Annotated in this window: 22 protein-coding genes and 1 pseudogene; 7 read left to right on the top strand and 16 right to left on the bottom strand. The window is 65.6% G+C overall.

All coding sequences use genetic code 11. The features are described from left to right. Window positions 1-81: 81 nt before the first annotated feature. The 3 genes from ACEN9G_RS03290 to ACEN9G_RS03280 form a co-directional block, all read right to left on the bottom strand. Window positions 82-1,116 (bottom strand): SDR family oxidoreductase, encoded by a 1,035-nt coding sequence (locus tag ACEN9G_RS03290; RefSeq protein ID WP_413340156.1) that lies wholly within the window; start codon window positions 1,114-1,116, stop codon window positions 82-84. 9 nt (window positions 1,117-1,125) lie between these two features. Further along, window positions 1,126-2,184, bottom strand: coding sequence for an SDR family oxidoreductase (locus tag ACEN9G_RS03285; protein WP_413340157.1), 1,059 nt, complete (start codon window positions 2,182-2,184; stop codon window positions 1,126-1,128). A gap of 148 nt (window positions 2,185-2,332) precedes the next feature. Next, window positions 2,333-3,256 (bottom strand): LysR substrate-binding domain-containing protein, encoded by a 924-nt coding sequence (locus ACEN9G_RS03280; RefSeq protein WP_413340159.1) that lies wholly within the window; start codon window positions 3,254-3,256, stop codon window positions 2,333-2,335. A gap of 109 nt (window positions 3,257-3,365) precedes the next feature. On the opposite strand from ACEN9G_RS03280, the gene ACEN9G_RS03275 reads away from it, so the two are divergent. After that, on the top strand, window positions 3,366-3,770 hold the full coding sequence (locus ACEN9G_RS03275) for a RidA family protein (protein WP_413340161.1): 405 nt from the start codon (window positions 3,366-3,368) through the stop codon (window positions 3,768-3,770). Then, window positions 3,760-4,887 carry an oxidoreductase gene (locus ACEN9G_RS03270; RefSeq protein ID WP_413340163.1) on the top strand — a complete coding sequence of 376 codons (1,128 nt, stop codon included), beginning with the start codon at window positions 3,760-3,762 and terminating at the stop codon, window positions 4,885-4,887. Before ACEN9G_RS03275 ends, ACEN9G_RS03270 begins: the two co-directional genes overlap by 11 nt. A gap of 123 nt (window positions 4,888-5,010) precedes the next feature. Here ACEN9G_RS03270 and ACEN9G_RS03265 read toward each other — a convergent pair. The 3 genes and pseudogenes from ACEN9G_RS03265 to ACEN9G_RS03255 all read right to left on the bottom strand — a co-directional run. Further along, a pseudogene (locus ACEN9G_RS03265) lies at window positions 5,011-5,299 on the bottom strand (sulfate transporter subunit); the annotation flags it as partial. A gap of 150 nt (window positions 5,300-5,449) precedes the next feature. Further along, a complete protein-coding gene (locus tag ACEN9G_RS03260) occupies window positions 5,450-6,502 on the bottom strand; it encodes an RNA-guided endonuclease InsQ/TnpB family protein (protein WP_413340165.1) in 1,053 nt (350 codons plus the stop codon). A 111-nt stretch (window positions 6,503-6,613) separates the two neighbouring features. Next, window positions 6,614-6,826: a hypothetical protein gene (locus tag ACEN9G_RS03255; protein ID WP_160408475.1), complete on the bottom strand. Its 213-nt coding sequence runs from the start codon at window positions 6,824-6,826 to the stop codon at window positions 6,614-6,616. 164 nt (window positions 6,827-6,990) lie between these two features. Between ACEN9G_RS03255 and ACEN9G_RS03250 the strand changes: the two genes are divergently transcribed. From ACEN9G_RS03250 to ACEN9G_RS03240, 3 genes are read left to right on the top strand one after another with little or no spacing between them, the layout of a single operon-like run. Further along, entirely contained in the window at window positions 6,991-7,755 is a 765-nt protein-coding gene (locus tag ACEN9G_RS03250; RefSeq protein ID WP_413340167.1) for a phosphatase PAP2 family protein, read from the top strand. Continuing rightward, on the top strand, window positions 7,752-8,666 hold the full coding sequence (locus tag ACEN9G_RS03245) for a diacylglycerol/lipid kinase family protein (RefSeq protein ID WP_483127680.1): 915 nt from the start codon (window positions 7,752-7,754) through the stop codon (window positions 8,664-8,666). Before ACEN9G_RS03250 ends, ACEN9G_RS03245 begins: the two co-directional genes overlap by 4 nt. Window positions 8,667-8,682: 16 nt before the next feature. Next, window positions 8,683-9,519 (top strand): metallophosphoesterase family protein, encoded by an 837-nt coding sequence (locus ACEN9G_RS03240; protein ID WP_413341576.1) that lies wholly within the window; start codon window positions 8,683-8,685, stop codon window positions 9,517-9,519. Between the two features lie 102 nt (window positions 9,520-9,621). Here ACEN9G_RS03240 and cls read toward each other — a convergent pair whose 3' ends face one another. Together cls and ACEN9G_RS03230 are read right to left on the bottom strand one after the other, a co-directional pair. After that, complete coding sequence (gene cls / locus ACEN9G_RS03235; protein ID WP_413341578.1) at window positions 9,622-11,025, bottom strand: cardiolipin synthase; 1,404 nt, start codon at window positions 11,023-11,025, stop codon at window positions 9,622-9,624. Continuing rightward, entirely contained in the window at window positions 11,022-13,142 is a 2,121-nt protein-coding gene (locus tag ACEN9G_RS03230; RefSeq protein ID WP_413341580.1) for a site-specific recombinase, read from the bottom strand. The genes cls and ACEN9G_RS03230 overlap by 4 nt, the downstream gene beginning before the upstream one ends. 124 nt (window positions 13,143-13,266) lie before the next feature. Here ACEN9G_RS03230 and ACEN9G_RS03225 point away from each other — a divergent pair, with 124 nt between their 5' ends. Then, window positions 13,267-14,103 carry a branched-chain amino acid aminotransferase gene (locus tag ACEN9G_RS03225; RefSeq protein WP_413341582.1) on the top strand — a complete coding sequence of 279 codons (837 nt, stop codon included), beginning with the start codon at window positions 13,267-13,269 and terminating at the stop codon, window positions 14,101-14,103. Window positions 14,104-14,433: 330 nt separating this feature from the next. Here the strand turns inward: ACEN9G_RS03225 and ACEN9G_RS03220 are convergent, their stop codons facing one another. The 6 genes from ACEN9G_RS03220 to ACEN9G_RS03195 form a co-directional block, all read right to left on the bottom strand. Next, complete coding sequence (locus ACEN9G_RS03220; RefSeq protein WP_413341584.1) at window positions 14,434-14,994, bottom strand: DUF3617 domain-containing protein; 561 nt, start codon at window positions 14,992-14,994, stop codon at window positions 14,434-14,436. A 32-nt stretch (window positions 14,995-15,026) separates the two neighbouring features. Further along, window positions 15,027-15,623, bottom strand: a complete 597-nt coding sequence (locus tag ACEN9G_RS03215; RefSeq protein WP_413341585.1) for an NUDIX domain-containing protein — start codon at window positions 15,621-15,623, stop codon at window positions 15,027-15,029. 72 nt (window positions 15,624-15,695) lie between these two features. After that, complete coding sequence (locus ACEN9G_RS03210) at window positions 15,696-16,367, bottom strand: YiaD family glycine zipper/OmpA-like lipoprotein (RefSeq protein ID WP_483127679.1); 672 nt, start codon at window positions 16,365-16,367, stop codon at window positions 15,696-15,698. 131 nt (window positions 16,368-16,498) lie between these two features. Beyond that, window positions 16,499-16,645, bottom strand: a complete 147-nt coding sequence (locus ACEN9G_RS03205) for a lmo0937 family membrane protein (RefSeq protein ID WP_105378160.1) — start codon at window positions 16,643-16,645, stop codon at window positions 16,499-16,501. Window positions 16,646-16,732: 87 nt separating this feature from the next. Next, window positions 16,733-16,963: a hypothetical protein gene (locus ACEN9G_RS03200; protein ID WP_413341589.1), complete on the bottom strand. Its 231-nt coding sequence runs from the start codon at window positions 16,961-16,963 to the stop codon at window positions 16,733-16,735. A gap of 216 nt (window positions 16,964-17,179) precedes the next feature. Next, window positions 17,180-18,013, bottom strand: coding sequence for a glycine zipper 2TM domain-containing protein (locus ACEN9G_RS03195; RefSeq protein WP_483127678.1), 834 nt, complete (start codon window positions 18,011-18,013; stop codon window positions 17,180-17,182). Between the two features lie 225 nt (window positions 18,014-18,238). Here ACEN9G_RS03195 and ACEN9G_RS03190 point away from each other — a divergent pair, with 225 nt between their 5' ends. After that, a complete protein-coding gene (locus ACEN9G_RS03190) occupies window positions 18,239-18,970 on the top strand; it encodes a Crp/Fnr family transcriptional regulator (protein ID WP_413345744.1) in 732 nt (243 codons plus the stop codon). Window positions 18,971-19,033: 63 nt separating this feature from the next. On the opposite strand, the gene ACEN9G_RS03185 is transcribed toward ACEN9G_RS03190, so the two are convergent. Further along, a complete protein-coding gene (locus ACEN9G_RS03185; protein ID WP_036237051.1) occupies window positions 19,034-19,255 on the bottom strand; it encodes a YMGG-like glycine zipper-containing protein in 222 nt (73 codons plus the stop codon). A 28-nt stretch (window positions 19,256-19,283) separates the two neighbouring features. After that, window positions 19,284-19,565, bottom strand: coding sequence for a BON domain-containing protein (locus ACEN9G_RS03180; RefSeq protein WP_413345746.1), 282 nt, complete (start codon window positions 19,563-19,565; stop codon window positions 19,284-19,286). Window positions 19,566-19,679: the final 114 nt, after the last annotated feature.

The raw sequence follows: 19,679 nt of genomic DNA, 5'->3' as shown, positions 1-19,679 counted from the left end.
CTGCGGCGTTCGGAAAGATGGCGGGCTGGATGACATCGACCATCCAGCCCGTTTTCATGTTGGGTGGGCGTTGTGTTGGCGTTACGCGCGGGCACGGGGGGCCCGCCCTAAGCGTGCAAGTCCCCACGCCGCCAGCAGCGCTCCGCCGAGCAGCACGGTCTTCGTGGATGCCGACCGCATCTCGAACGACGTGTACGGACTCCGCTCGACGACCCGACGCTCGCCATTGTTGCGCTGGCGGAGCTCCTGCTCGGCGACCGGCGCGTACAGGCTGTCGCGGCGCGCGCTCGAGTTCGGGCGCTCGGATTGCTGCTGGCCGAACATCGTGCGGCTCATGAAGCGGTCCAGCGCGCGCGGCATCAGGTAGCCCGCCACCGACGTCAGCTTCGAGTGGCCGCCCACGTACAGGTCGCGCTCGGGCACCTGGGCCGCGTGCACGATGGCCTGCGCCACCAGTTCCGGCGCGTAGTTCGGCGGCGGCAGGTCGGGCTCGTGTTCCATGTAGCTCTTGGCGTGGTTCGGGAATGGCGTCGCGATCGCGGCCGGCTTGATCACCGTGAGCGAGATGCCGGCGTCTTCCTTGTCCAGCTCCATGCGCAGCGATTCCGTGAAACCCTTGATCGCGTGTTTGGACGCCGAATAGGTGCCCTGCAGCGGCACCGAGCGGTCCGACACTTCGCTGCCCAGGTTGATGAGGGCGCCGCCGCCGCGGCCCTTCATGAGCTTGACGGCTTCCAGCGAGCCGTGCACGACGCCCCAGAAATTCGTTTGCATGACCTTGCGCATGTCTTCCAGCGCGACGTCCTCGTTCCGGCCGTAGACGCTGATGCCCGCGTTGTTGACCCACGTGTCGACGCGCCCGAAGCGCTCCATCGCCACCTGGCTGATACGGGCGACGTCCGCCGGGTTGCCGACGTCCGCCGTGACGGTCGCCACTTCCACGCCGCGCTGGCGCATTTCGTGGGCGAGGGTGTCGAGGGCGTCGCCGTCGCGCGCGGCCAGCACGAGATGGGCGCCGCCTTCCGCCACCAGGCGGGCAGTGGCCAGGCCGATGCCGCTCGTCGCGCCCGTGATCACCATGACTTGTTCATTCAGTTTTTTGAGTTTGATCGACATGTTGCCTCCTCACAGCGCCTGGCGCAGACGATTCGATGACCATGTGCGGCTGGCCGGACGGCCCGCCAGCTTCCATGCGGCGAACAGCGCGCCGGCGCCCAGCAGCACACCGACCACCTTGCCCTTGCGCAGCGACAGCGCGGTGTACGGACACGTCTCGACCACGTGTTCCGAGAGGCCCTGGCGTTCGCGCAGTTCGTGCTGCGGGTTCGGCGCGTGCAGGGCGTCGCGGCGGTTCGGAGCGCTCGGGATGTCGGTCTGCTGCTGCTTGAACATCGTCGCGCGCATCATGCGGTCGAGCACCGAGGGCATTGCGAAGTTGCCGACGGAGAAGGCCTTGGCCGCGCCGCCGACGAACACGTCGCGCTTCGGATGCTGGGCCGCGTACAGGATCGATTTCGCGACCAGTTCCGGCGCGTAGATGGGCGGCGGCAGGGTCGGTTCCTTATCCATGTAGTTCTTCGCGTGCGCGACGAACATCGTGTCGACGGCGGCCGGCTTGATGAGCGTGACGGCGATCGGCGCCTTGTCCTTGTCGAGTTCGACGCGCAGCGAATCCGTGAACGCCTTCACCGCGTGCTTCGACGCGGCGTAGATGCCCTGCAGCGGGATCGAGACGTCGGACAGTTCGCTGCCCAGGTTAATGATGGCGCCGCCGCCGCGCGTCTTCATGTGCTTGACGGCTTCCAGCGAGCCGTGGACGACGCCCCAGTAATTCGTGTCGAACAGCCGCTGCATGTCTTCCAGCGAGACGTCTTCGTTGCGGCCGAAGATCGAGATGCCGGCGTTGTTGACCCAGGTGTCGATGCGGCCGAAGCGCTCCATCGCGGCCTGGCCGATGCGTTCCACGTCGGCTGGGTTGCCGACGTCGGCCACGACCGTCGCGACTTGCGTACCGGTGCGGCGCAGTTCGCTCGCCAGCTGGTCGAGCGCGTCGGCGCTGCGGGCTGCGAGTACCAGTTTGGCACATTGCTCGGCGGCCATACGGGCCGTCGTGAGACCGATGCCGCTCGTGGCGCCGGTGATGACCATCACCTGCTCGTTAATCTTGCGTAATTGCACTGACATGAATGCTCCTTCGCTCAGGTTGGAGAAAAGCCGCCGCAGTGCGCGTCAAGCGATCCGTGCGGCTCCGTGATTACGAGTTCGTTGCTGAACACGACAATCGTAGCCGCACAGCGGATTTCAAGTCATTTGTTACAAGATTGCGCCTTGTTCAGGGTTTGCAAGCCTCCGCCTCGCGGCGCAGCCAGTGGGCGACGGCCAGCGCCGCGGGGCCCGGCGGCGGGTCGGCGCGCATTGCCAAGTGGTATGTGTACCCGGGGATGGCCGGTCCGAACGGTTGCACGAGATAGCCCGCCGCGATCTCTTCGGCCACCAGGGCAAGACTCAGCAAGGCGACGCCCTGGCCTGCGACGGCGGCCTGGATCGCATGGCCTTCGTCCGAATACCGGAGTTGTCCGCGCGCAGGTTGCCATGCGAGACCCGTGCGCGCGAACCATGTTTCCCATGTGGGATTGGCCGGGGACGCTTTTTGCCAGTCGAAGTGGATGAGCGGCACGGATTGCAGATCCTCGATCGAGCGGACGCCCAGCATCGGGTTGACGACCGGCGCGTACGTGTCGGCGAACATGACCTCGGTCGTCAGGCCGGGATACGCGCCGCTGCCGTAGCGCACGGCGATGTCGATGCCGTGCGTCTGGAAGTCGACCGTCGCGTCGGATGCGTGCAGCTGCAGGTCGATGTCCGAATGCAATGCGTGAAAGCGGGCGACCCGCGGTACGAGCCACTTCGCGGTGAACGCGTGCGTCGCCGACACCGTGACCCTGTCTCTCCGGTTCGGCTGCGTGAGACGCGCCAGCACGGCTTCGATGGCGTCGAAACCTTGCCGCAGCACGGGGTACAGCTGGGCGCCTGCGTCGGTCAGTGTCACTTGCCTGACCTGGCGTACGAACAGTCTCAGGCCCGTAAAGTCTTCGAGGACGCGGATGCGGTGGCTGATCGCCGTCGGTGTCACGGCGAGCTCATCGGCAGCTCGCTTGAAGCTGCCGTGCCGCGCCGCCGCCTCGAACGCGCGCAGGGAGGAGAGCGGTGGCAGCCGGCGTGTCGTCCGTTCGCCGAATGGGTGATTTGAAGTCATCTGATGCGTGAAAAACCATCGTTTGTCGTAAGGGCTGCTGGGGGCGATTATTCCATACATGGGTGAGTTGATCTCATCCCGTTCTTCTTTTCGAATTCAGGAGGCAGACATGCTCGAACGTATCATCACGCAGCCGGATCCGTATGAACCCTATCTGCTGTCGCAGGGCATCCGGTTCGGCGATTTGCTGTTCATCTCCGGCCAGGCCGGTGCCGGCGACGACGGACGCATCGTCGCCGGCGGCTTCCTCGCCCAGGGCGAGCAGGCTTTTGCCAACCTGCGGCGCGCGCTGGAAGCAGGCGGATCCAGCCTGCGCGACGTCATCAAGGTGACGATCTTCGTGACCGACATAGGCCATTTCCAGGACGTCGTGGCGCTGCGCAGGAAATTTTTCTCGGCGCCGTATCCCGCCGATACGATTGCCGAGATCAAGGCGCTCTACGATCCGCGGGCGATGATCGAGATCGAGGCGATCGCGGCCGTACGCAGGGAGGGCGGCGGCGATGCGCGATAACGGTCACGTTGCCATTCTCTTCGAACCGCTGGCCCTGGGTTCGCTGGCGTTGCCCAACCGTCTGGCCGTCGCGCCGATGACGCGCGTGAGTGCGGGCGCCGATGGCGTGCCGACGACGTGCATGGCCGGCTATTACGCGCAGTTCGCGGACGGCGGCTTCGGCCTCGTCATCACGGAAGGCCTGTACACGGATGAGGCGTACTCTCAGGGTTATCTGCACCAGCCGGGGCTCGCGAACGCGGCGCAGCGCGATGCGTGGCGACCCATCGTCGCAGGCGTGCAATCACACGGCCGCCGTGTGATCGCGCAATTGATGCATGCGGGCGCACTGTCGCAGGGGAACCCGTACCGGACGGGCACCATCGGTCCGTCGGCCGTGCAGCCGAAGGGCAAGCAGATGACGTTCTATCGCGGGACGGGTGAGTACGCCGTGCCTGCCGCGATGACACCGGAGGATATCGACACGGCCGTGGCCGGCTTCGCGCGGGCAGCCCTCCGAGCTCGTGAAGCGGGGTTCGATGGCGTCGAGATCCATGGCGCGAACGGTTATTTGCTGGACCAGTTCCTGTCGGAAGGCATCAATCTGCGTGACGACCGCTACGGCGGCGGCCTCGACGGTAGGTTGCGTTTGCTCGTGGAAGTCGTCGACGCGGTGCGGGCCGCGGTGGGGACGAACTACGTCGTCGGCGTGCGCCTGTCGCAGGCGAAGGTCAACGATTTCACGCATCGCTGGGGAGGAGAGGAAGAGGCCGCCGCGATCTTCCGTACGGTTGGCGGACTGGACGTCGACTACGTGCACGTGACCGAGTACGAAGCATGGAAGCCCGCCTTCGAGACAGGGCCGAGCCTGGCCGCACTGGCGAAGCGCCACGGCGGCAAGCCGGTCATCGCCAACGGTTCGCTGCAAGATCCGGCGCAGGCCATGGGCATGGTCGAGCGGGGCGAGGCGGACGTCGTGTCGCTCGGCCGCGGCGCGCTGGCCCAGGCGGACTGGCCGCGGCGCGTCAGGGACGGCGCCACGCTCGCATCATTCGATCCGGCCATCCTGTCGCCGCTCGCGGATCTCGCGAACGCGGTCCGGTGGCGTACGCAGGCGGAGTACCTGCGGCCCGGCTAATAGATCTGGTCGAACAGGCCGCCGTCCGCGACATGGGTCTTGTGCGCTTTCGTTCAGCCGACGGCGAGTTCGCCGATCGTGCATAGCTTGATCGCCGGGAATTGCACCGTGTACTGCTCGGCCCTGTTGCCAGTTGTGCGCGATAAGGCCGCGTTCGCTGATAGCATCGATGTCGTACGCGAGGGCCCAGCGTGACGAGGTCGGCCTGCAGTCTGCCGATCACGGAATGCGCTTGCTTGCCGGAGGCGCCATGCGACTGCCTGACCGTCACGTCGTCGCCCGTCTTGACCTGGTACTGCCGCGCGAACGCGGCATTACGGTCCTGGTACAACTCGCGCGTCGGGTCGTAGGACACGTTCTGCAGGGTGATGTTCGTCGCCCTTGCGGCGGACGAGCCTAGCGCAGCGGCCACGAAGAACGCAACGGCGAAAACAGTGGCGAACGCGGAGGCGACTTTTTATTGCACATCGTTTTCTTTCGGTTGAGTGTCTATAAGCAGCGCCGTAAGGTAGGTGCCTGCCCAGCGAAAGAAAACGATGAAGCTTTTGACGTCCTCCCCACCTTAAAGGACGGGGATTCCTGCAGCCAGCGTCGCACGTCCGCGACGGAGAATGTTTATCGCAGCATTGATATCGCGATCATGTGCACAACCGCAAACATTACACTGCCACTCTCTTATTCCAAGGTCTGCGATACCTTTCGGCCGCGAATCGGGCATGGCGCCACAATTCGAACAGACTTGGGAAGTAAAGCTTTCGTCGACTTCCTCGAACCACGCGCCATGCTTAACAGCCTTGGACGCCAGTTGATGTCGGAAGCGCGACCAGCCAGCATCAAGTACAGACTTGGCCATGCTGGTCCTGGCAAGTCTGGCGGCCGCCACATTGCCGACCGCGATATAGTCGAATTGCCGGACAATGCGGTCCGAGAGCTTGTGCAGAAAGTCGTTGCGACGGTTCGCTATCTTTGCGTGGATCGCCCTGACGCGCCGCTTCTTGTGGGCGCGCTGCGCCAGCGCGAGCGCTTGCTCGGCACCACGATAGATACGCTGCGCTTCAATCTTTTCGCCGGTGGAAAGCGTCGCGAAGTCTTTCAGTCCAAGGTCGATACCGACACCGCGCAACGGTTGGCGGGCATGGATATCGGGCGTGACCACATCGATCACGATATTCAGGTACCAGTTCCCTCGCGTGTCACGCGAAAAGTTGGTGCCGTCCTTGATCTTCCCTTCGGGCAGCGGCCGGCTGTTAAAGACGCGAAAAGTATTGCCTGCGAAGCGAAACGCATCACCTTCCCGCTTCAGTTCCCGTCCCTTGATCGGCACCCAGCCCAAGGAACGCTTGCCGCGATAGCGAAGATAAGGTCGCTTCTTTTGCGAACGCGATCTTGCATACTGTTCGCAGACCGCATTCACGGTCCCGGAATGCAGGCCCAGTTCCTTGCTGCTGCCGGTCGTCAGCTTGTTCAGGTCAAAGCCCGAAAGCCAGGGGCGGCCGAAACGCAGCGCATCCTTTTGCCGATCGTTGCAGTAATTCCAGACGACGTTACACGCACGCGACTGCCTGTCAAGCAGCCCGTTCAGGGATTTCACCCGGTAACGATAAACCAGAATCATGCTCCGATTATATGCAGCGTTTTTAGCAACCGAAAGGCATCGATTGACGCGCAATCGTCTTCTTTCTTCCCCGCCCTGAAAGACGGGGTTTCCTCGGAGAACCTGATGAACTTAATGCGCTTTGGACAGGATGAGCAGCCAACGGCGCAGCAGCAGCACTTCCACGTGGCCCGGCTCGACGCCGGTATCGCACTCGATGATCGGGTTGACCGGGTAGAAGCGCTTGCGGAAGTCGCGCGTTACCAGGATCTCGCGGCGACCAAGGCGCACGAGGAAAGGCGTCGGAGCATATTCAAGGCCGAAGGAGCTGTTCAGAGTCGACATGACGATCCCTTTATCGAGTTAGGTTGCGTTAGCGTTGGCAAGTTGTCTTGCTCGAGTAGGCACAGAATAGCACAACTACTGTATAAATCTACAGGTACTGTACAAAAAAACAGTTGTTGCATTTTTGTGTGGCTTTTTCGCCAATTCGCCCCATCTGGAGCGGTATGCTGAACACCGCTCCATCACGCCTGCGCCGCTTCATCGCCGCCCGCCTGTCGCCCGAAGGGCAGATGGGCCTGCACCTCACCGCCGGCCTCGCGCTGCTGGTGCTGGCGGCCTGGATCTTCGGCGAGATCGCCGAGGACGTCGTCACCGGCGACACCATCACGCTCGTCGATGTCCAGCTCGCGCACTGGTTCCACGAGCGCGCCACACAAGGCTTCACGCGCGCCATGCTGGTCGTCACGCACTGGAACGGCATCGCCGGATCGAGCATCATGGCCGTGCTGCTGGCGCTGTGGTTCTGGCGCCGCCATGCGCATTACTGGCTGATCGTCTGCCTCGTCGCCGTGCCGGGCGGCATGCTGCTGAACGTCGCGCTGAAGCACGTGTTCCGGCGCACCCGCCCCAGCTTCGACGATCCGCTGCTGAGCCTGATGACGTACAGCTTCCCCAGCGGCCACACGGCGGCTGCCACCGTGTTCTACGGCCTGCTCGCGTGCTACCTCGTGCGGCGGGTGCGGACGTGGCGCGCGCGCGCGCTGGTCATGCTCGGCGCCGTCGTGATGGTGATGCTCGTCGCGCTGTCGCGCATGTACCTGGGCGTGCACTACCTGTCCGACGTGCTGGCCGCGGCGGCAGAGGGGGCGGCCTGGCTCGCGATCTGCATCACGGCCGTGTCGACCCTGCACCGGCGCCGGCTGGCGCGGGGGCAAACGTCGTGGAGCGAGCGCGCGCATCGCGCCGCTGCGGCGGAGGACCTGCAATGAATCCCGTGACCGTGATCGTCAACGCGGGCGCCGGCACCGGCCACGACGAGGCCGCGTGCGATGCGCTGAGAACGCAACTAACCGACGCGGGGCTGGACGCCGAGCTCGTGCGAGCAGACGGCGGCGACCAGATGATCGGTGCGGCACGGCGCGCGTTGGAGCAGGGCGCGCGCCTGGTCGCGGCCGGTGGGGGCGACGGCACCATCAATGCCGTGGCCTCCGTGATGGTCGATTCCGGCGTGCCGTTCGGCGTGCTGCCGCTGGGCACGCTCAACCACTTCGCCAAGGACCTCGGCATTCCGCTCGACCTCGGCGCGGCCGTGCGCAACCTCGCGACGGGGCGGCCCGTGCAGGTCGACGTGGGCGAGGTGAACGGCCGCATCTTCCTGAACAATTCCAGCCTCGGCCTGTACCCGGACATCGTGCGCGACCGCGAAAAACAGCAGCGCCGCCTCGGCCGCGGCAAGTGGCCGGCCGCCGCCTGGGCCGCGCTCGCGGCGCTGCGCCGCTATCCGTTCCTGTCGATGCGCCTGACCGTCAACGGCGAGCGGCTCGCGCGGCGCACGCCGTTCGTCTTCATCGGCAACAACGCCTACACGATGCAGGGCCTGGCGATCGGCGAGCGGGCGCGCCTCGACGAGGGCGTGCTGAGCCTGTACGTGGCGCAGCATCCTACGCGCCTGGGCCTGCTGCGCTTCGCGTTCGATGCGCTGCTCGGGCGCCTCGGCCAGGAGCGCGACTTCGACGTGCTGACGGCGCCCGAGTTCGACATCGACACGCACCGCCACCGTCTGCTCGTGGCGACCGATGGCGAAGTGACGGAAATGCACCCGCCGTTACGCTACCGGATGCGGCCTGGCGCACTGACGGTGCTGGTGCCTCCGGGAGAGAATGGCGTCAATCAACCATAACGGAAAGGGGAACCCCATGCGCACACTCGTCCACCTGTCCGACCTGCACTTCGGCCGCGTCGACGCCATGCTGCTCGACCCGCTGCGCGAACTGGTCCACAAGCTGGCGCCGAACGTCGTCGTCGTGTCCGGCGACCTGACGCAGCGCGCCAGGAGCGAGCAGTTCGAGGAAGCGAAGGCCTGGCTCGATACGTTGCCGGGCCCGCAGATCATCGTGCCGGGCAACCACGACATTTCGCTGTACAACGTGTTCCGCCGGTTCCTGCTGCCGCTCGACCGCTACAAGCGCTACATCACCGACGACCTCGACCCCGTCTATATCGACGACGAGATCGCGGTGCTGGGCGTGAACACGGCGCGTTCGCTCACGTTCAAGGACGGCCGCGTCAACAAGGAACAGGTGGACAAGATCCGCGCGACCCTGTCGGGACTGCCGAAGGAGGTTACGCGCGTCGTCGTCACGCACCATCCGTTCGACCTGCCAAAGGGCGCCGAAGAGGATGACCTCGTCGACCGCGCACAAATGGCGATGGACGTGTTCGCGGAACTGGGCATCGACCTGTTGATGGCGGGCCACCTGCACATGAGCCATGCGGGCAACACGCAGGCCCGCTACAAGATCAGCGAATACGCCGCGCTCGTCGTGCAGGCCGGCACGGCGACCTCCACGCGCGGGCGGGGTGAAGTGAATTCGTTCAACGTGCTCCGTATCGAGCCCCAGCGTATCGAAGTCGACCGCTACGGCTGGGACAGCGTGCACAACCAGTTCCAGGTGCTGAACACGGAGAAGTTCATGCGCAGCGGGAACGTCTGGACGGAAGTGCCGGATGGGATGATGGCGGCCGGAATTTAGCCGCAGGCGCATGGCAACGTCGTCCCCGCGCAGGCGGGGACCCAAGTACGCGTATCGACGGCTCATGCAAAATTGGACCCCCGCCTTCGCGGGGGCGACGGGTCAGATCCAATATTCTCCGAGCCGCGCCATCCATTCCTTGATCCGGTCGGACCACGGCCGGTGCCGCCACCTTTCCAGCGTGACTTCCTTCGAGTCCCTCAAATCCTCGTTGAACGCGCTTTCCATCGCCGCGCCGAACGCCGGATCGATGACAACCACGTTCAGTTCGTAGTTGTGGATGAAGCTGCGCCGGTCGATGTTGGCGGAGCCGATCGTCGACCAGCCGCCGTCGATCACGGCCGTCTTGGCGTGCAGCACCGCGATCTGCAGCTCGAAGATACGCACACCGCCGGCCAGCAACTGGTCGTAGAAGCCCTGGCCGGCGTAGCGGATCAGGCTGTGGTCCGAGACGCCCGGCAGCACGAGCCGCACGTCCACGCCGCGTTTCGCCGCGGCGATGAGCGCGTCGACGATCTGCTGGTCCGGCACGAAATAGGCCGACGTGACGTGGATCGATTTCTTCGCCTCGCTGATCGCGACGACGAGCGCCTTGTAGATGTCGGATTCGTGAGCCGGGTCGGACGCGAGCACGCGGACGATCTTGTCGCCGACGGGCGCCAGCGTCGGGAAATATTCGGCCTGCGGCAGCTCGCCGCCTTCCTGCTGCACCCACAGGTTCACGAACGACCACTGCAGCGGCGCGACGGCCGGGCCTTCGATCTTGACGTGCGTGTCGCGCCAGCCGACCTTGTCGCCGTCGACCTGGTTCGGCTTCTGGCGCGAGCGGAACAGCGAGCTGTTCGCATACGTGCTGCTGATGTTGATGCCGCCCGTAAACGCGACCTTGCCGTCGACGACCATCAGCTTGCGGTGGTTGCGGTTGTTCAGCTCCCACTTGCCGCGCGCCTTGGCGGGATTCACCGGATTGAAGACCAGCACGCGGATGCCGGCCTGGCGCATGCGGTCGAAAAAGGCGGCCGGCGTCGCGAGGGCGCCGACGGCGTCGACCATCACGTTCACGGCCACGCCCTGGCGCTGCTTCTCGATCAGCACGTCGGCGAATTCGATCCCGACCTGGTCCTGGTCGAAGATATAGGTTTCGAGATTGATGGAACTGGTGGCGGCGCGCGCGGCGGCCATCATTTCGCGCATCGTCGCGGGGCCGTCGAACAGCAGCATGACCTTGTTGCCCGCGATGAGGGGGACGCCCGTCGCCTGTTCTTCCAGCGCCGCCAGCGCCTTCAGGTTGCCGCTCGCATTGGCCCAGCGCCGCGCCACGAGGGCGGACGCCTGCTTCGGCGCCAGGGCGCCCTTGGTCGTCGCGATCGTGGGCACGGCCTTCGCGGGCGCTTCGGGTTCGACATCCGGCAGCGACTTGCACGCGACGACGCCGCAACTGAGGCACAGGGTCAGCAGCCAGGCGAACGGGGAACAGTAACGTGCAAAGCGCTGTCGGAGTCTCATTTGAAACCTCTCGGGTTGGCAACCACGGCCTCGTCGAGGTCGCGCGGTCCGATGAAAAAGTCGAGCGGCGCTGCCCGCAGGCGGCGGCCCAGTGCGCGCAGCAGGCGGAATCCGTTGCGGAAGCGCACCTTGCGCGCCCGCAGCGCCACCCACAGCGCGAGGCCGAAGCTCACCAGCAGGTTGACCATGCCGATGAGGGCGATGCCGACGAACGTGATGGCGATCGTTTCCGGATCGACCTGCTGGCCGAGCCCGACGAAGCCGATGGCGAGATTGGCGGATGAAAAGGTCACGTGGCGTACGTCCAGCGGCAGGCCGAGGAGGTAGCCGACGGTGCCCGTGATCCCCATCAGCATGCCGAACACGAAGTTGCCCATCAGGCCGCCCAGGTTGTCCTCGACGTAGCGGGCGAAGCGGGCACGCCGTTCCTCGCCGAGCAGGCGGCGCAGCCAGCGCAGTTGCTGCACGCGCTGGCCCATGCGCGTGTACATGGCCTTGTTGTCGTAGTAGCCGGACACGAGCCCCGACACGAACAGCCACACGCCCGCGATCGCGGCATGCAGCAGCGCGAGCGAATGCCATGGGTGACTGTCCGCGATCAGGTGCTCCGCCTTGACCGGGTTCACCAGGTGCGTGCCGAAGATCCAGTACCAGGCGAGGGCGATGGCCCACGCGACCGGGATCACGGTCGCGAGGTTGCCCAGCACGGCGACGATCTGCGTCCGGAACACTTTATTCACGAGGGCCGCCATGCTGTCGACGTCGACCTGGCGCCGGCTCGAGCCCCGCTGCGCCGTATCGTGCAGGGCGGCGGCGATGCGCGCGGCCGTCATCGCCGGCTGCTTGGTCGCGATGGTGAAATGCAGCACGTGCACGAGCATGAAGCCGGCCGCGTAATTGAGGCTGTAGAGCAGGGCTTCGATCAGCGGGGCGCGGTGCTGGTACGAGATCAGGATCTTGATGAGCGCCATGAAGCCGATGATGATGCCGGCCCCGGCCGACGACGCGAACATGCCGCGCAGGTCCGCGCGCCGCTCGGCGATGTAGTGCTCGCCCGTGCGGCTCGCGTTTTCCGTCACGTTGCGCGCCAGCAGGTCGATGTTGTCGCGCAGCAGGCCGCGCACCTGGTACTTCGTGTTGTGCGCTTCCGCGAGTTCCTGGGCGAGGTCGACGGCGGCTGCGCGGCGCAGGCTCGTCGGCGGCTCGGTGGGCGGCGTCGCCTCGTTCGCGAGCGTTTCCACGTCCACGGTGGGCGCGGACGGCAGTTCTCCGCTCGTGTCGACGAGGAACAGCAGCTTTCTCAGGCGGTCGATACTCTGCGTCAGGGCGACGAGCAGATAGGTCAGCGCGACGCTCGTGCCGGAGGCGAGGGCCTTGCTGCGGATCTTCAGCACGACCGCTTCGCACTGGTCGAGCATGACGAGCAGGTGGCGCGCGTCTTCCATCGTGTCGACCTCGCCGCACATCAGGCGGCCGTAGTCGTCGAGGTATTTGTTCGCCTCGATGTTCTGCATGAGGAAGGGCGAGTCCACTTCCTCGATTTCCATGTGCGCGTGGATCAGGCGCGGCTCCAGGCCCAGCGCGCAGACGCGGCACGACAGGGTGCGGATGGCGTCCAGCAGGCCCGCCAGCACGATCCTGCGCGCGCGCGAGGACTCGGCGGATTCGTGCTCCGCGCCGTCCGGCGGCGCGGCGTTCGCGACCACGTCGAACAGCTCGAGCCAGTCGGCGTTCGGTACGGCGCGGATCCACTGGTAATCGTCTTCGCGGCACAGCACGCGGTCGAGCGTGTCGGACAGGTATAAATCGTCCAGCGCGGGCGGCAGGATGCGGTAGGCGATGCGTTTTTTCAGTTCCGTGAAGAAGCCATCGTTCGACAGGATGCCGACGTCGGAATACAGGCTCGTGTGGCGGCGCGTTTCGAGCAGCCGGGTCAGGTAGCGGCGCAGCGTCCAGGCCTGGCCGGGATGACCCTTCAGCAGCTGGGTCAAGGTGCGCACCTGGGCGCGCGCGTAGTCGTGGTCGCTTGCGCGGCGTGGGCGCAACCGGTCGACCAGGTCGACCAGCAGGTCGATGCGGTCGCTGTCCGGGTCGAGATGTTCGAGAATCGAGAGCATGGGAATCTTCGCAGCTAGGAAAGGTCAGTGTACGCGCGGATACGCGGCGGCCACTGTACGGTGACGAACCGAGCAGGCAGGCCTGCGTTACACTTGATGCCTGACGTCATCACTGGGGAGCAGCATGTATCTGACTTACTATAACGGCCAATGGGCCGAAGGGAATACGCCGTTGTTCGGTGCCATGGACCACAGCGTCTGGCTGGGTTCGTCCGTCTTCGACGGCGCGCGGGCGTTGCGCGGCCATCTGCCGGACCTGCGTCCGCACCTGGAGCGCGTGATCGCATCCGCGGACAAGTTGGGCCTGCAGTGCCCGCTGAACGTGGACGAGATGGAAGCGCTCGTGCGCGAAGGCGTCGCGCGCTTTCCGGCCGACGCGGAGCTGTACATCCGTCCGCTCGTGTTCGCCTCCGAAGGCTTCCTGATCCCGACGCCGGAAGCGGCCGCCTTCGCGCTGACGCTGTTCGACGCGCCGTTGCCGCCGTTCTCCGGCTTCTCGGCCTGTTTGTCGGCGCTGCGCCGTCCGGAGCCGACGATGGCCCCGACGGATGCCAAGGCGTCCGCGCTGTACGCCAACACGGCGCGCGCGCTGCGCGAGGCAAAGTCACGCGGCTTCGACAACGCCGTCCTGCTGGACTCGGCGGGCAACGTGGCCGAGTTCGCGACGTCGAACCTGTTCCTCGTCACGGCCGACGGCGAGGTCGTCACGCCCGCGCTGAACGGCACGTTCCTCGCCGGCATCACGCGTGCCCGCGTGATCGCGCTGCTGGGCGAGGCCGGCGTGAAGGTCGTCGAGCGCACCGTCAGGCCGGAAGAGTTGGACACGGCGCGCGAAATCTTCAACACCGGCAACTACGGCAAGGTTGCGCCGTGCACGCGCTACGAATCGCGCGAACTGCCGGCTGGCCCAATTGCGAAACAGGCGCGCGACCTCTACCTCGCGTTTACCGAGACTACCTGACACAAAAATTCGAGGTCAGAAAATTCGGGGTCAGAGCACATTTTTCACGAAATTCGGGGTCAGAGCACATTTTGGGGCAATGTCCGTAGAGTGAGTTTCACACGCGAGCGGATGACCCGCACGTACGCTCGCAGAGACAGTCTTGCGGATACCGATGGTGGCGCGTCGATGGCCGCCGAGGCCAGCTCTGCGCTGGAACATTGATCCAGAATGTGCTCTGACCCCGAATTTGCAAACGAATGGGCTCTGACCCCGAATTGGAGAAATAGTTTGACGAAAAAAAGCCAGGCGCGCGGCCTGGCCCGGAAATCCCGTTGGGGTCAATCGCTACTACTTTGCGCGGGGGATGGGGATCGCACGGATGGTGCCGCAGTCGGCCGACAGCCACTTGCCGCTGACATCCATGTCCACGGTCTGGTTGCGCCCCTGTTCTTCGCTCCGGATCTTCATGCGCGCCCGGTAACTCGTGTCGTTGTCGGCGACCAGGTCCCCTTCGCCGCTCACCTTCGGTTTCGTGCAGGTGAACGTAATGTGGCCGCGGGTCGCCGATTGCTGTGTGAACGACTGCCTGCAATCGCCCTGCTGGACCGGGAATTCCTTGCGCTCGGCCATCTCGCGCGTCATGCACATCTTGGTCTGCAGGGCGCCGTTGGCGCCGACGTCGAGCTGCACGCCATTCTGCTGCATCATCTTCTGCATCTGCTGGCGCTGCTCGGGCGACATGTTGGCCATGTGCTGCTGCATGGCCGACATCGCCTGCGATATTTGCGGGTCGCTCGACGTCATCGTGTTCGACAGCGACCACAGGCCGGGTTTCAGCGTCTGGGCGCCAGCCGGGAGCGCGGCGCAGGCACACGACAGCACGAGGACGGATGCAATGGATTTGTTCATCGTTATTTCTTCCTTTTAAATATTGGGCGGCGTCACGACGCCTCGCCATGCCGTCCCAGCACCTTGCGCTCCAGGTACATGAGGAGCAGGACGGTCTTGGCATCGACGATGTCGCCCGTCTCGACCAGCGCGAGGGCGTCGTCGAAATCCAGTTCCACGACCTCGATGTCTTCGCCTTCCCCGGGATTGCCGCCGCCCGCGTCGCAGCGCCGCGCGCGATCATACTCTGCGACGAACAGGTGGATGCGTTCCGTCGTCGATCCCGGGCTGACGTACAGCTGCAGCGCGGACTGCACGTGGTCGATGTCGTAGCCGGTTTCCTCGCGCGCTTCGGCGATGGCGCGTTCGGCCGGGTCGGCGCCGTCCAGCATGCCGGCCGCCGCTTCGAGCAGGTAGCCATCGTGGCCGGCCAGGCGGGCGCCAAGGCGGAACTGGCGCGTCAGCACCACCGACCGGTGGGCGCGGTTGTACAGCAGCACGGCGGCGCCGTCCGCGCAGTCGTAGATTTCGCGCGACTGGACCTGCAGTTCGCCGTCCTGGCGACGCTGGGCATAGGTGACGTTCTTGAGAGGCAGATAATGGTCCGAGAGGATCTCCTCGCGGACGATGCGCACGGTGTCGCGGGACATGGCATCTCCTGTGGTTGGCCTTGCCCGAGGATACACCGTGCGCGTCATGGACGGGCGCGCGCGCCCGTGCGGTCAACCCTGGCGGGCCGGTTCGCTGACGTAGATCTCGACGCGGCGGTTGCGCGCGCGGCCGGCCGGATCGTCGTTGTTGGCGATCGGTTCGCGGGAGGCGCGGCCTTCGACGGTGATGCGGGCCGGATTGATGCCGCGCGCCGTCAGGTAGTCGCGCGTGTGGGCGGCGCGGTCCAGCGAGAGCGGCTGGTTGATCTGGTCGCTGCCCGTGTTGTCGGTGTGGCCGATGATGGTGACGTTGGTGGCGGGATTTTCGTTCAGCGTCTGGGCGAAGCGGTCGAGGATCGGGCGGAAGTTCGGCTTGATGTCGGAGCGGTTCGTGTCGAACGAGACGTCGCTCGGGATCTCGAGTTTCAGGCGGTTGTCCGAGGTCTGCGATACCTGCACGCCGGTGCCGCGCGTGGCCTGTTCCATCTGCTGGCGCTGCTGTTCCATGTGGCGCGACCAGACGTTGCCGACGACGGCGCCCGCCGCCGCGCCCAGCACCGCGCCGCGGGTGGCGCGGCCGGAACCGCCGCCGCCCGTCGTGGCGCCGAGAATCGCGCCGAGGCCGGCACCGACGCCGGCGCCGGTCGCAGTACCGCGCTGGGTCTGGCTCATGTCGGCGCAGCCGGTGGCGGCCACGGCGAAGGCGGTGGCGCACAGGGTGGAACGGATCAGGGTTGTTTTCATGGTGGTCTCCTTCAAAAAAAAATATCCGTTTCGTAGTCGCACCCGCAGCAGTGGGCGCGACCGCGAAACGGATCGGTCAGGTCCGCAGGTCACTGCGGTCCGGCACGACGCCGCGTGCCGCTATGATACTGCTATATGCCTCGGCCACTGATCAGGCGCACCAGGATCATGATGACGGCGACGACCAGCAGGATGTGGATGAAACCGCCGACGGTATAGGAAGTTACCAGACCGAGCAGCCACAGAATGATGAGAATGACGGCAATTGTGTAGAGCATGATAGTGTCCTCATGGTTGACCGGCGTTGCTGTGCCGTGATTCCAGTATCGAACTAACAAGCTTTGTATTCCGTACGATGCCGTACATTACGTCGCGCTTTTTTGTTCCTTGTGCAAGCCGGGAATCCAGCCCATGAAGCCCATCAGGCCGAGAAAGCCGATCAGGCAGGTCACGAGGCCGCCCGTGATCAGGAAAAAGACGTCCTGCGCCGCCAGCTCGGCCGCCGTCGCCTGCGGTGTCGGCTCAGCGCTTGCCAGGCCGAAGCCCGTCAAAAGAAGTCCCCAGAGAATGATGCCGATCCATGCCAGACGGTTCATGTCGCGTCCTTTCGCTTGAGTGAGCTCTGCCGTACGAAGCCGATACTGCTGTGCGGAGGCAAACTCATCCGTGCGCCAACGCACATTGCGAAAAAGAAAACTTAGTGAGCGATCGTGCAAGGTGCAAACGCCGCGCACCCGTCTCCAACATAGCACGCGGCTGGACAAAACAAAACCGGGGCCGAAGCCCCGGTTGACCGGTTGATGCGGGTTCCCTCACGCCGAACGCAGCGATCCTTTCACGATGCGCACGCGGTCGCCCGTGCGCCACGGCGGGGCGCTGTGCTGGTGGAACGTGCGCAGCGTGCCGTCGTCGAGGCGGACGCGGATCTCGTAGCTGATGTCGGCCTTCATGTTGCCTTCCACCTGGTTGCCCACGACGGCACCGCCGACCGCGCCGGCGACCGTCGCCAGTTGCCGGCCGTGACCGCTGCCGACCTGGTTGCCCAGCAGGCCGCCGAGGATGGCGCCGCCGGCCGCTCCCACGCCGCTGCCCTGGGCGCGCGTCTTGATCTGGCGGATCGACTCGATGTTGCCGCAGTTGTTGCACCAGTTGCTGCCGGTGTCGTTGGATGCCAGCTTCGTCGATTTATGCGTGACCTTCGGCGCCGGGGCGCGCTCGACCGGCGCGTATTGCGGGGCCGGGGGCGGGGCGGGCGCGTAGTCGGCGCCGGCACTCGTCGATCCCTGGCTGCCGCCGTCGCCATATGCGGTGGTCGGTGCGGCATAGGATTGCGCGCCGGCCGGGGCGGGGTAGGTGGGCTGCACCGGCGTCCGCACCGGATAGGTGGTTTGCGGCTGGCCCGCCAGCGGCGCGGCGGGCGCCGTGGGCGGGGCCACGTAGCCCGGCTGGCCCGGCTGTTGCAGGCCGGCCGACAGGGCCGCGCGGTCGGCGTCGCTCAACTGGCCGCGGTTGTGGCCGGTCGACGACGGTAGCCAGCCCATGATGGCCGCCGTACCGATGGCGCAGAACAGGATGACCGCGATCGCGGCGGCGATCAGCAGCGGGTGTTGCTTCGCCCGGGCGGGCGGGGTGGGGTGCGTGTCCATGGCTTTCCTTTCCGGTGTCGGTGGGGACGAGGGCGTGTCGCGAGCCTCGAGTCCGGTACGTTTCCATTGTCCCTGGCAACAACACCCCGTTCCGTGCGTCACCGTACATACTTGCCCTGGCGCGGCCGGTACGCTGACTGAAAGTTGTCAGTAAATGTTTCCGGGCAGTGTAAATAGCCAATCTCCCAAACGTGTGAACCGATGAAGTCCAACCGCGAGGGTCCGATGAATTCAGCCGCTCCACCTGTGATCGCCGAGCACAATGCCAACCTGCTGCTGGCTGCGCTCCCGCCGCAGGAGATGGCACGGATGCTGCCGGCGCTCGACCAGGTCAAGGTGGACGTCGGCGCCGTGTTGTGCGAGCCGGGCGACATCATCCGTCACATCTATTTTCCGCACGACTGCCTGATCTCGCTGATGGCCGTGGCCGAAGGCCGCATGACGCTCGAGGTGGGCCTCGTGGGCCGCGAAGGCATGCTGGGCGCCACCGTCGCGCTCGGCCACGAGACGACGCAGGTGCGCGCCGTCGTGCAGCGTGCCGGCAACGCCAGCCGCATCGACGCCGACCGCCTGCGCATCGAATTTGCCCGCAACCCGGCCCTGCAGCGCGTGCTGTACCGCTACACGGATGCGCTGCTGGCCCAGGCCATCCAGATCGCGGTGTGCAGCCGCTACCACGTGCTGGAGGCGCGGCTCGCACGCTCGCTGCTCGTCACGCGCGATCGCCTGCAGTCCGACAAATTCCACCTGACCCACGAATTCCTCGCCCATGCGCTGGGCGTGCGCCGCGTGGGCGTCACCAAGGCCGCCAGCGCGTTGCAGCAGCAGGGGCTCATCAACTACAGCCGCGGCAATATCGAGATCCTCGATCCGGAACGTCTCGCCGCCGCTGCCTGCACCTGCTACGAGATCGTGCGCGAAGCGGGTGCCGGTGTCGGCGCGCCCGTGCTGGCCTGACCGTCGTCGACCCAAAAGACAATGCCCCGGCAAGCGGGGCATTGTCTTTTGGTGCAGCCGCGATCAGTGCGTGGTCTTCACCTGGTTGCCGATCACGCCGCCGACGGCTGCGCCACCGACGGTACCGACGGCGCTGCCGCCCGTCAGTGCGCCGCCGACGACTGCGCCGGCGCCGGCGCCGATGGCGGTGTTACGGTCCTGCTTCGACATGCCGGCGCAGCCGGTCAGGCCCAGGGCCACGGTTGCCAGCGTTGCGGTCGCGATGATGTGCTTGATGGTCTTCATGTTGATCTCCTTAAGGTGGGTTACATACTCACTTCAGGCGCAGCTCATTCCTGACCGATCTGACGCCCCTCACGGTGCGCGCGGCCGCGGCGGCCGCCGCCACGTCGTCCGCGGAGCTCACGAATCCGCTCAGCTTGACGACCCCCAGGTCCGTGTCGACGTCGATCTCGTTTGCCTTCAGGCTGGCATCGCCGAGGAGGGCGGCCTTCACGCCGGCCGTGATGCCGGCGTCATCGGTTTGCCCTACGACAGCCGTCGGGCTGTTCGTCGCGCATCCCGTGATCCCGCACAGGGCCAGAGCCGCCAGCAATGCCGATGTCGCTAGTGCTGCCGGGGTCCTGCCTGTACTGAACCGTTTCATGCCTTCTGCGCTTCCTCGCGATGCCGGCCTGCTGTTCGGGAACGGCGCCGGCCTTACCATGAC

Source organism: Massilia sp. Masssp94, from assembly GCF_059491305.1.
Note: the sequence above shows the minus strand (reverse complement) of the source record. Positions and strands in the feature narration are given on the sequence as shown.

Bases quoted from the DNA above. Each gene is read 5' to 3' on its own strand.
- ACEN9G_RS03190 (WP_413345744.1), top strand. From the start codon at position 18,239: ATGAATTCAGCCGCTCCACCTGTGATCGCCGAGCACAATGCCAACCTG.
- ACEN9G_RS03250 (WP_413340167.1), top strand. From the start codon at position 6,991: ATGCTGAACACCGCTCCATCACGCCTGCGCCGCTTCATCGCCGCCCGC.
- cls (WP_413341578.1), bottom strand. From the start codon at position 11,025: ATGAGACTCCGACAGCGCTTTGCACGTTACTGTTCCCCGTTCGCCTGG.
- ACEN9G_RS03240 (WP_413341576.1), top strand. From the start codon at position 8,683: ATGCGCACACTCGTCCACCTGTCCGACCTGCACTTCGGCCGCGTCGAC.
- ACEN9G_RS03195 (WP_483127678.1), bottom strand. From the start codon at position 18,013: ATGGACACGCACCCCACCCCGCCCGCCCGGGCGAAGCAACACCCGCTG.
- ACEN9G_RS03200 (WP_413341589.1), bottom strand. From the start codon at position 16,963: ATGAACCGTCTGGCATGGATCGGCATCATTCTCTGGGGACTTCTTTTG.
- ACEN9G_RS03215 (WP_413341585.1), bottom strand. From the start codon at position 15,623: ATGTCCCGCGACACCGTGCGCATCGTCCGCGAGGAGATCCTCTCGGAC.
- ACEN9G_RS03220 (WP_413341584.1), bottom strand. From the start codon at position 14,994: ATGAACAAATCCATTGCATCCGTCCTCGTGCTGTCGTGTGCCTGCGCC.
- ACEN9G_RS03245 (WP_483127680.1), top strand. From the start codon at position 7,752: ATGAATCCCGTGACCGTGATCGTCAACGCGGGCGCCGGCACCGGCCAC.
- ACEN9G_RS03225 (WP_413341582.1), top strand. From the start codon at position 13,267: ATGTATCTGACTTACTATAACGGCCAATGGGCCGAAGGGAATACGCCG.
- ACEN9G_RS03275 (WP_413340161.1), top strand. From the start codon at position 3,366: ATGCTCGAACGTATCATCACGCAGCCGGATCCGTATGAACCCTATCTG.
- ACEN9G_RS03270 (WP_413340163.1), top strand. From the start codon at position 3,760: ATGCGCGATAACGGTCACGTTGCCATTCTCTTCGAACCGCTGGCCCTG.
- ACEN9G_RS03185 (WP_036237051.1), bottom strand. From the start codon at position 19,255: ATGAAGACCATCAAGCACATCATCGCGACCGCAACGCTGGCAACCGTG.
- ACEN9G_RS03255 (WP_160408475.1), bottom strand. From the start codon at position 6,826: ATGTCGACTCTGAACAGCTCCTTCGGCCTTGAATATGCTCCGACGCCT.
- ACEN9G_RS03285 (WP_413340157.1), bottom strand. From the start codon at position 2,184: ATGTCAGTGCAATTACGCAAGATTAACGAGCAGGTGATGGTCATCACC.
- ACEN9G_RS03205 (WP_105378160.1), bottom strand. From the start codon at position 16,645: ATGCTCTACACAATTGCCGTCATTCTCATCATTCTGTGGCTGCTCGGT.
- ACEN9G_RS03230 (WP_413341580.1), bottom strand. From the start codon at position 13,142: ATGCTCTCGATTCTCGAACATCTCGACCCGGACAGCGACCGCATCGAC.
- ACEN9G_RS03290 (WP_413340156.1), bottom strand. From the start codon at position 1,116: ATGTCGATCAAACTCAAAAAACTGAATGAACAAGTCATGGTGATCACG.
- ACEN9G_RS03210 (WP_483127679.1), bottom strand. From the start codon at position 16,367: ATGAAAACAACCCTGATCCGTTCCACCCTGTGCGCCACCGCCTTCGCC.
- ACEN9G_RS03280 (WP_413340159.1), bottom strand. From the start codon at position 3,256: ATGACTTCAAATCACCCATTCGGCGAACGGACGACACGCCGGCTGCCA.
- ACEN9G_RS03260 (WP_413340165.1), bottom strand. From the start codon at position 6,502: ATGATTCTGGTTTATCGTTACCGGGTGAAATCCCTGAACGGGCTGCTT.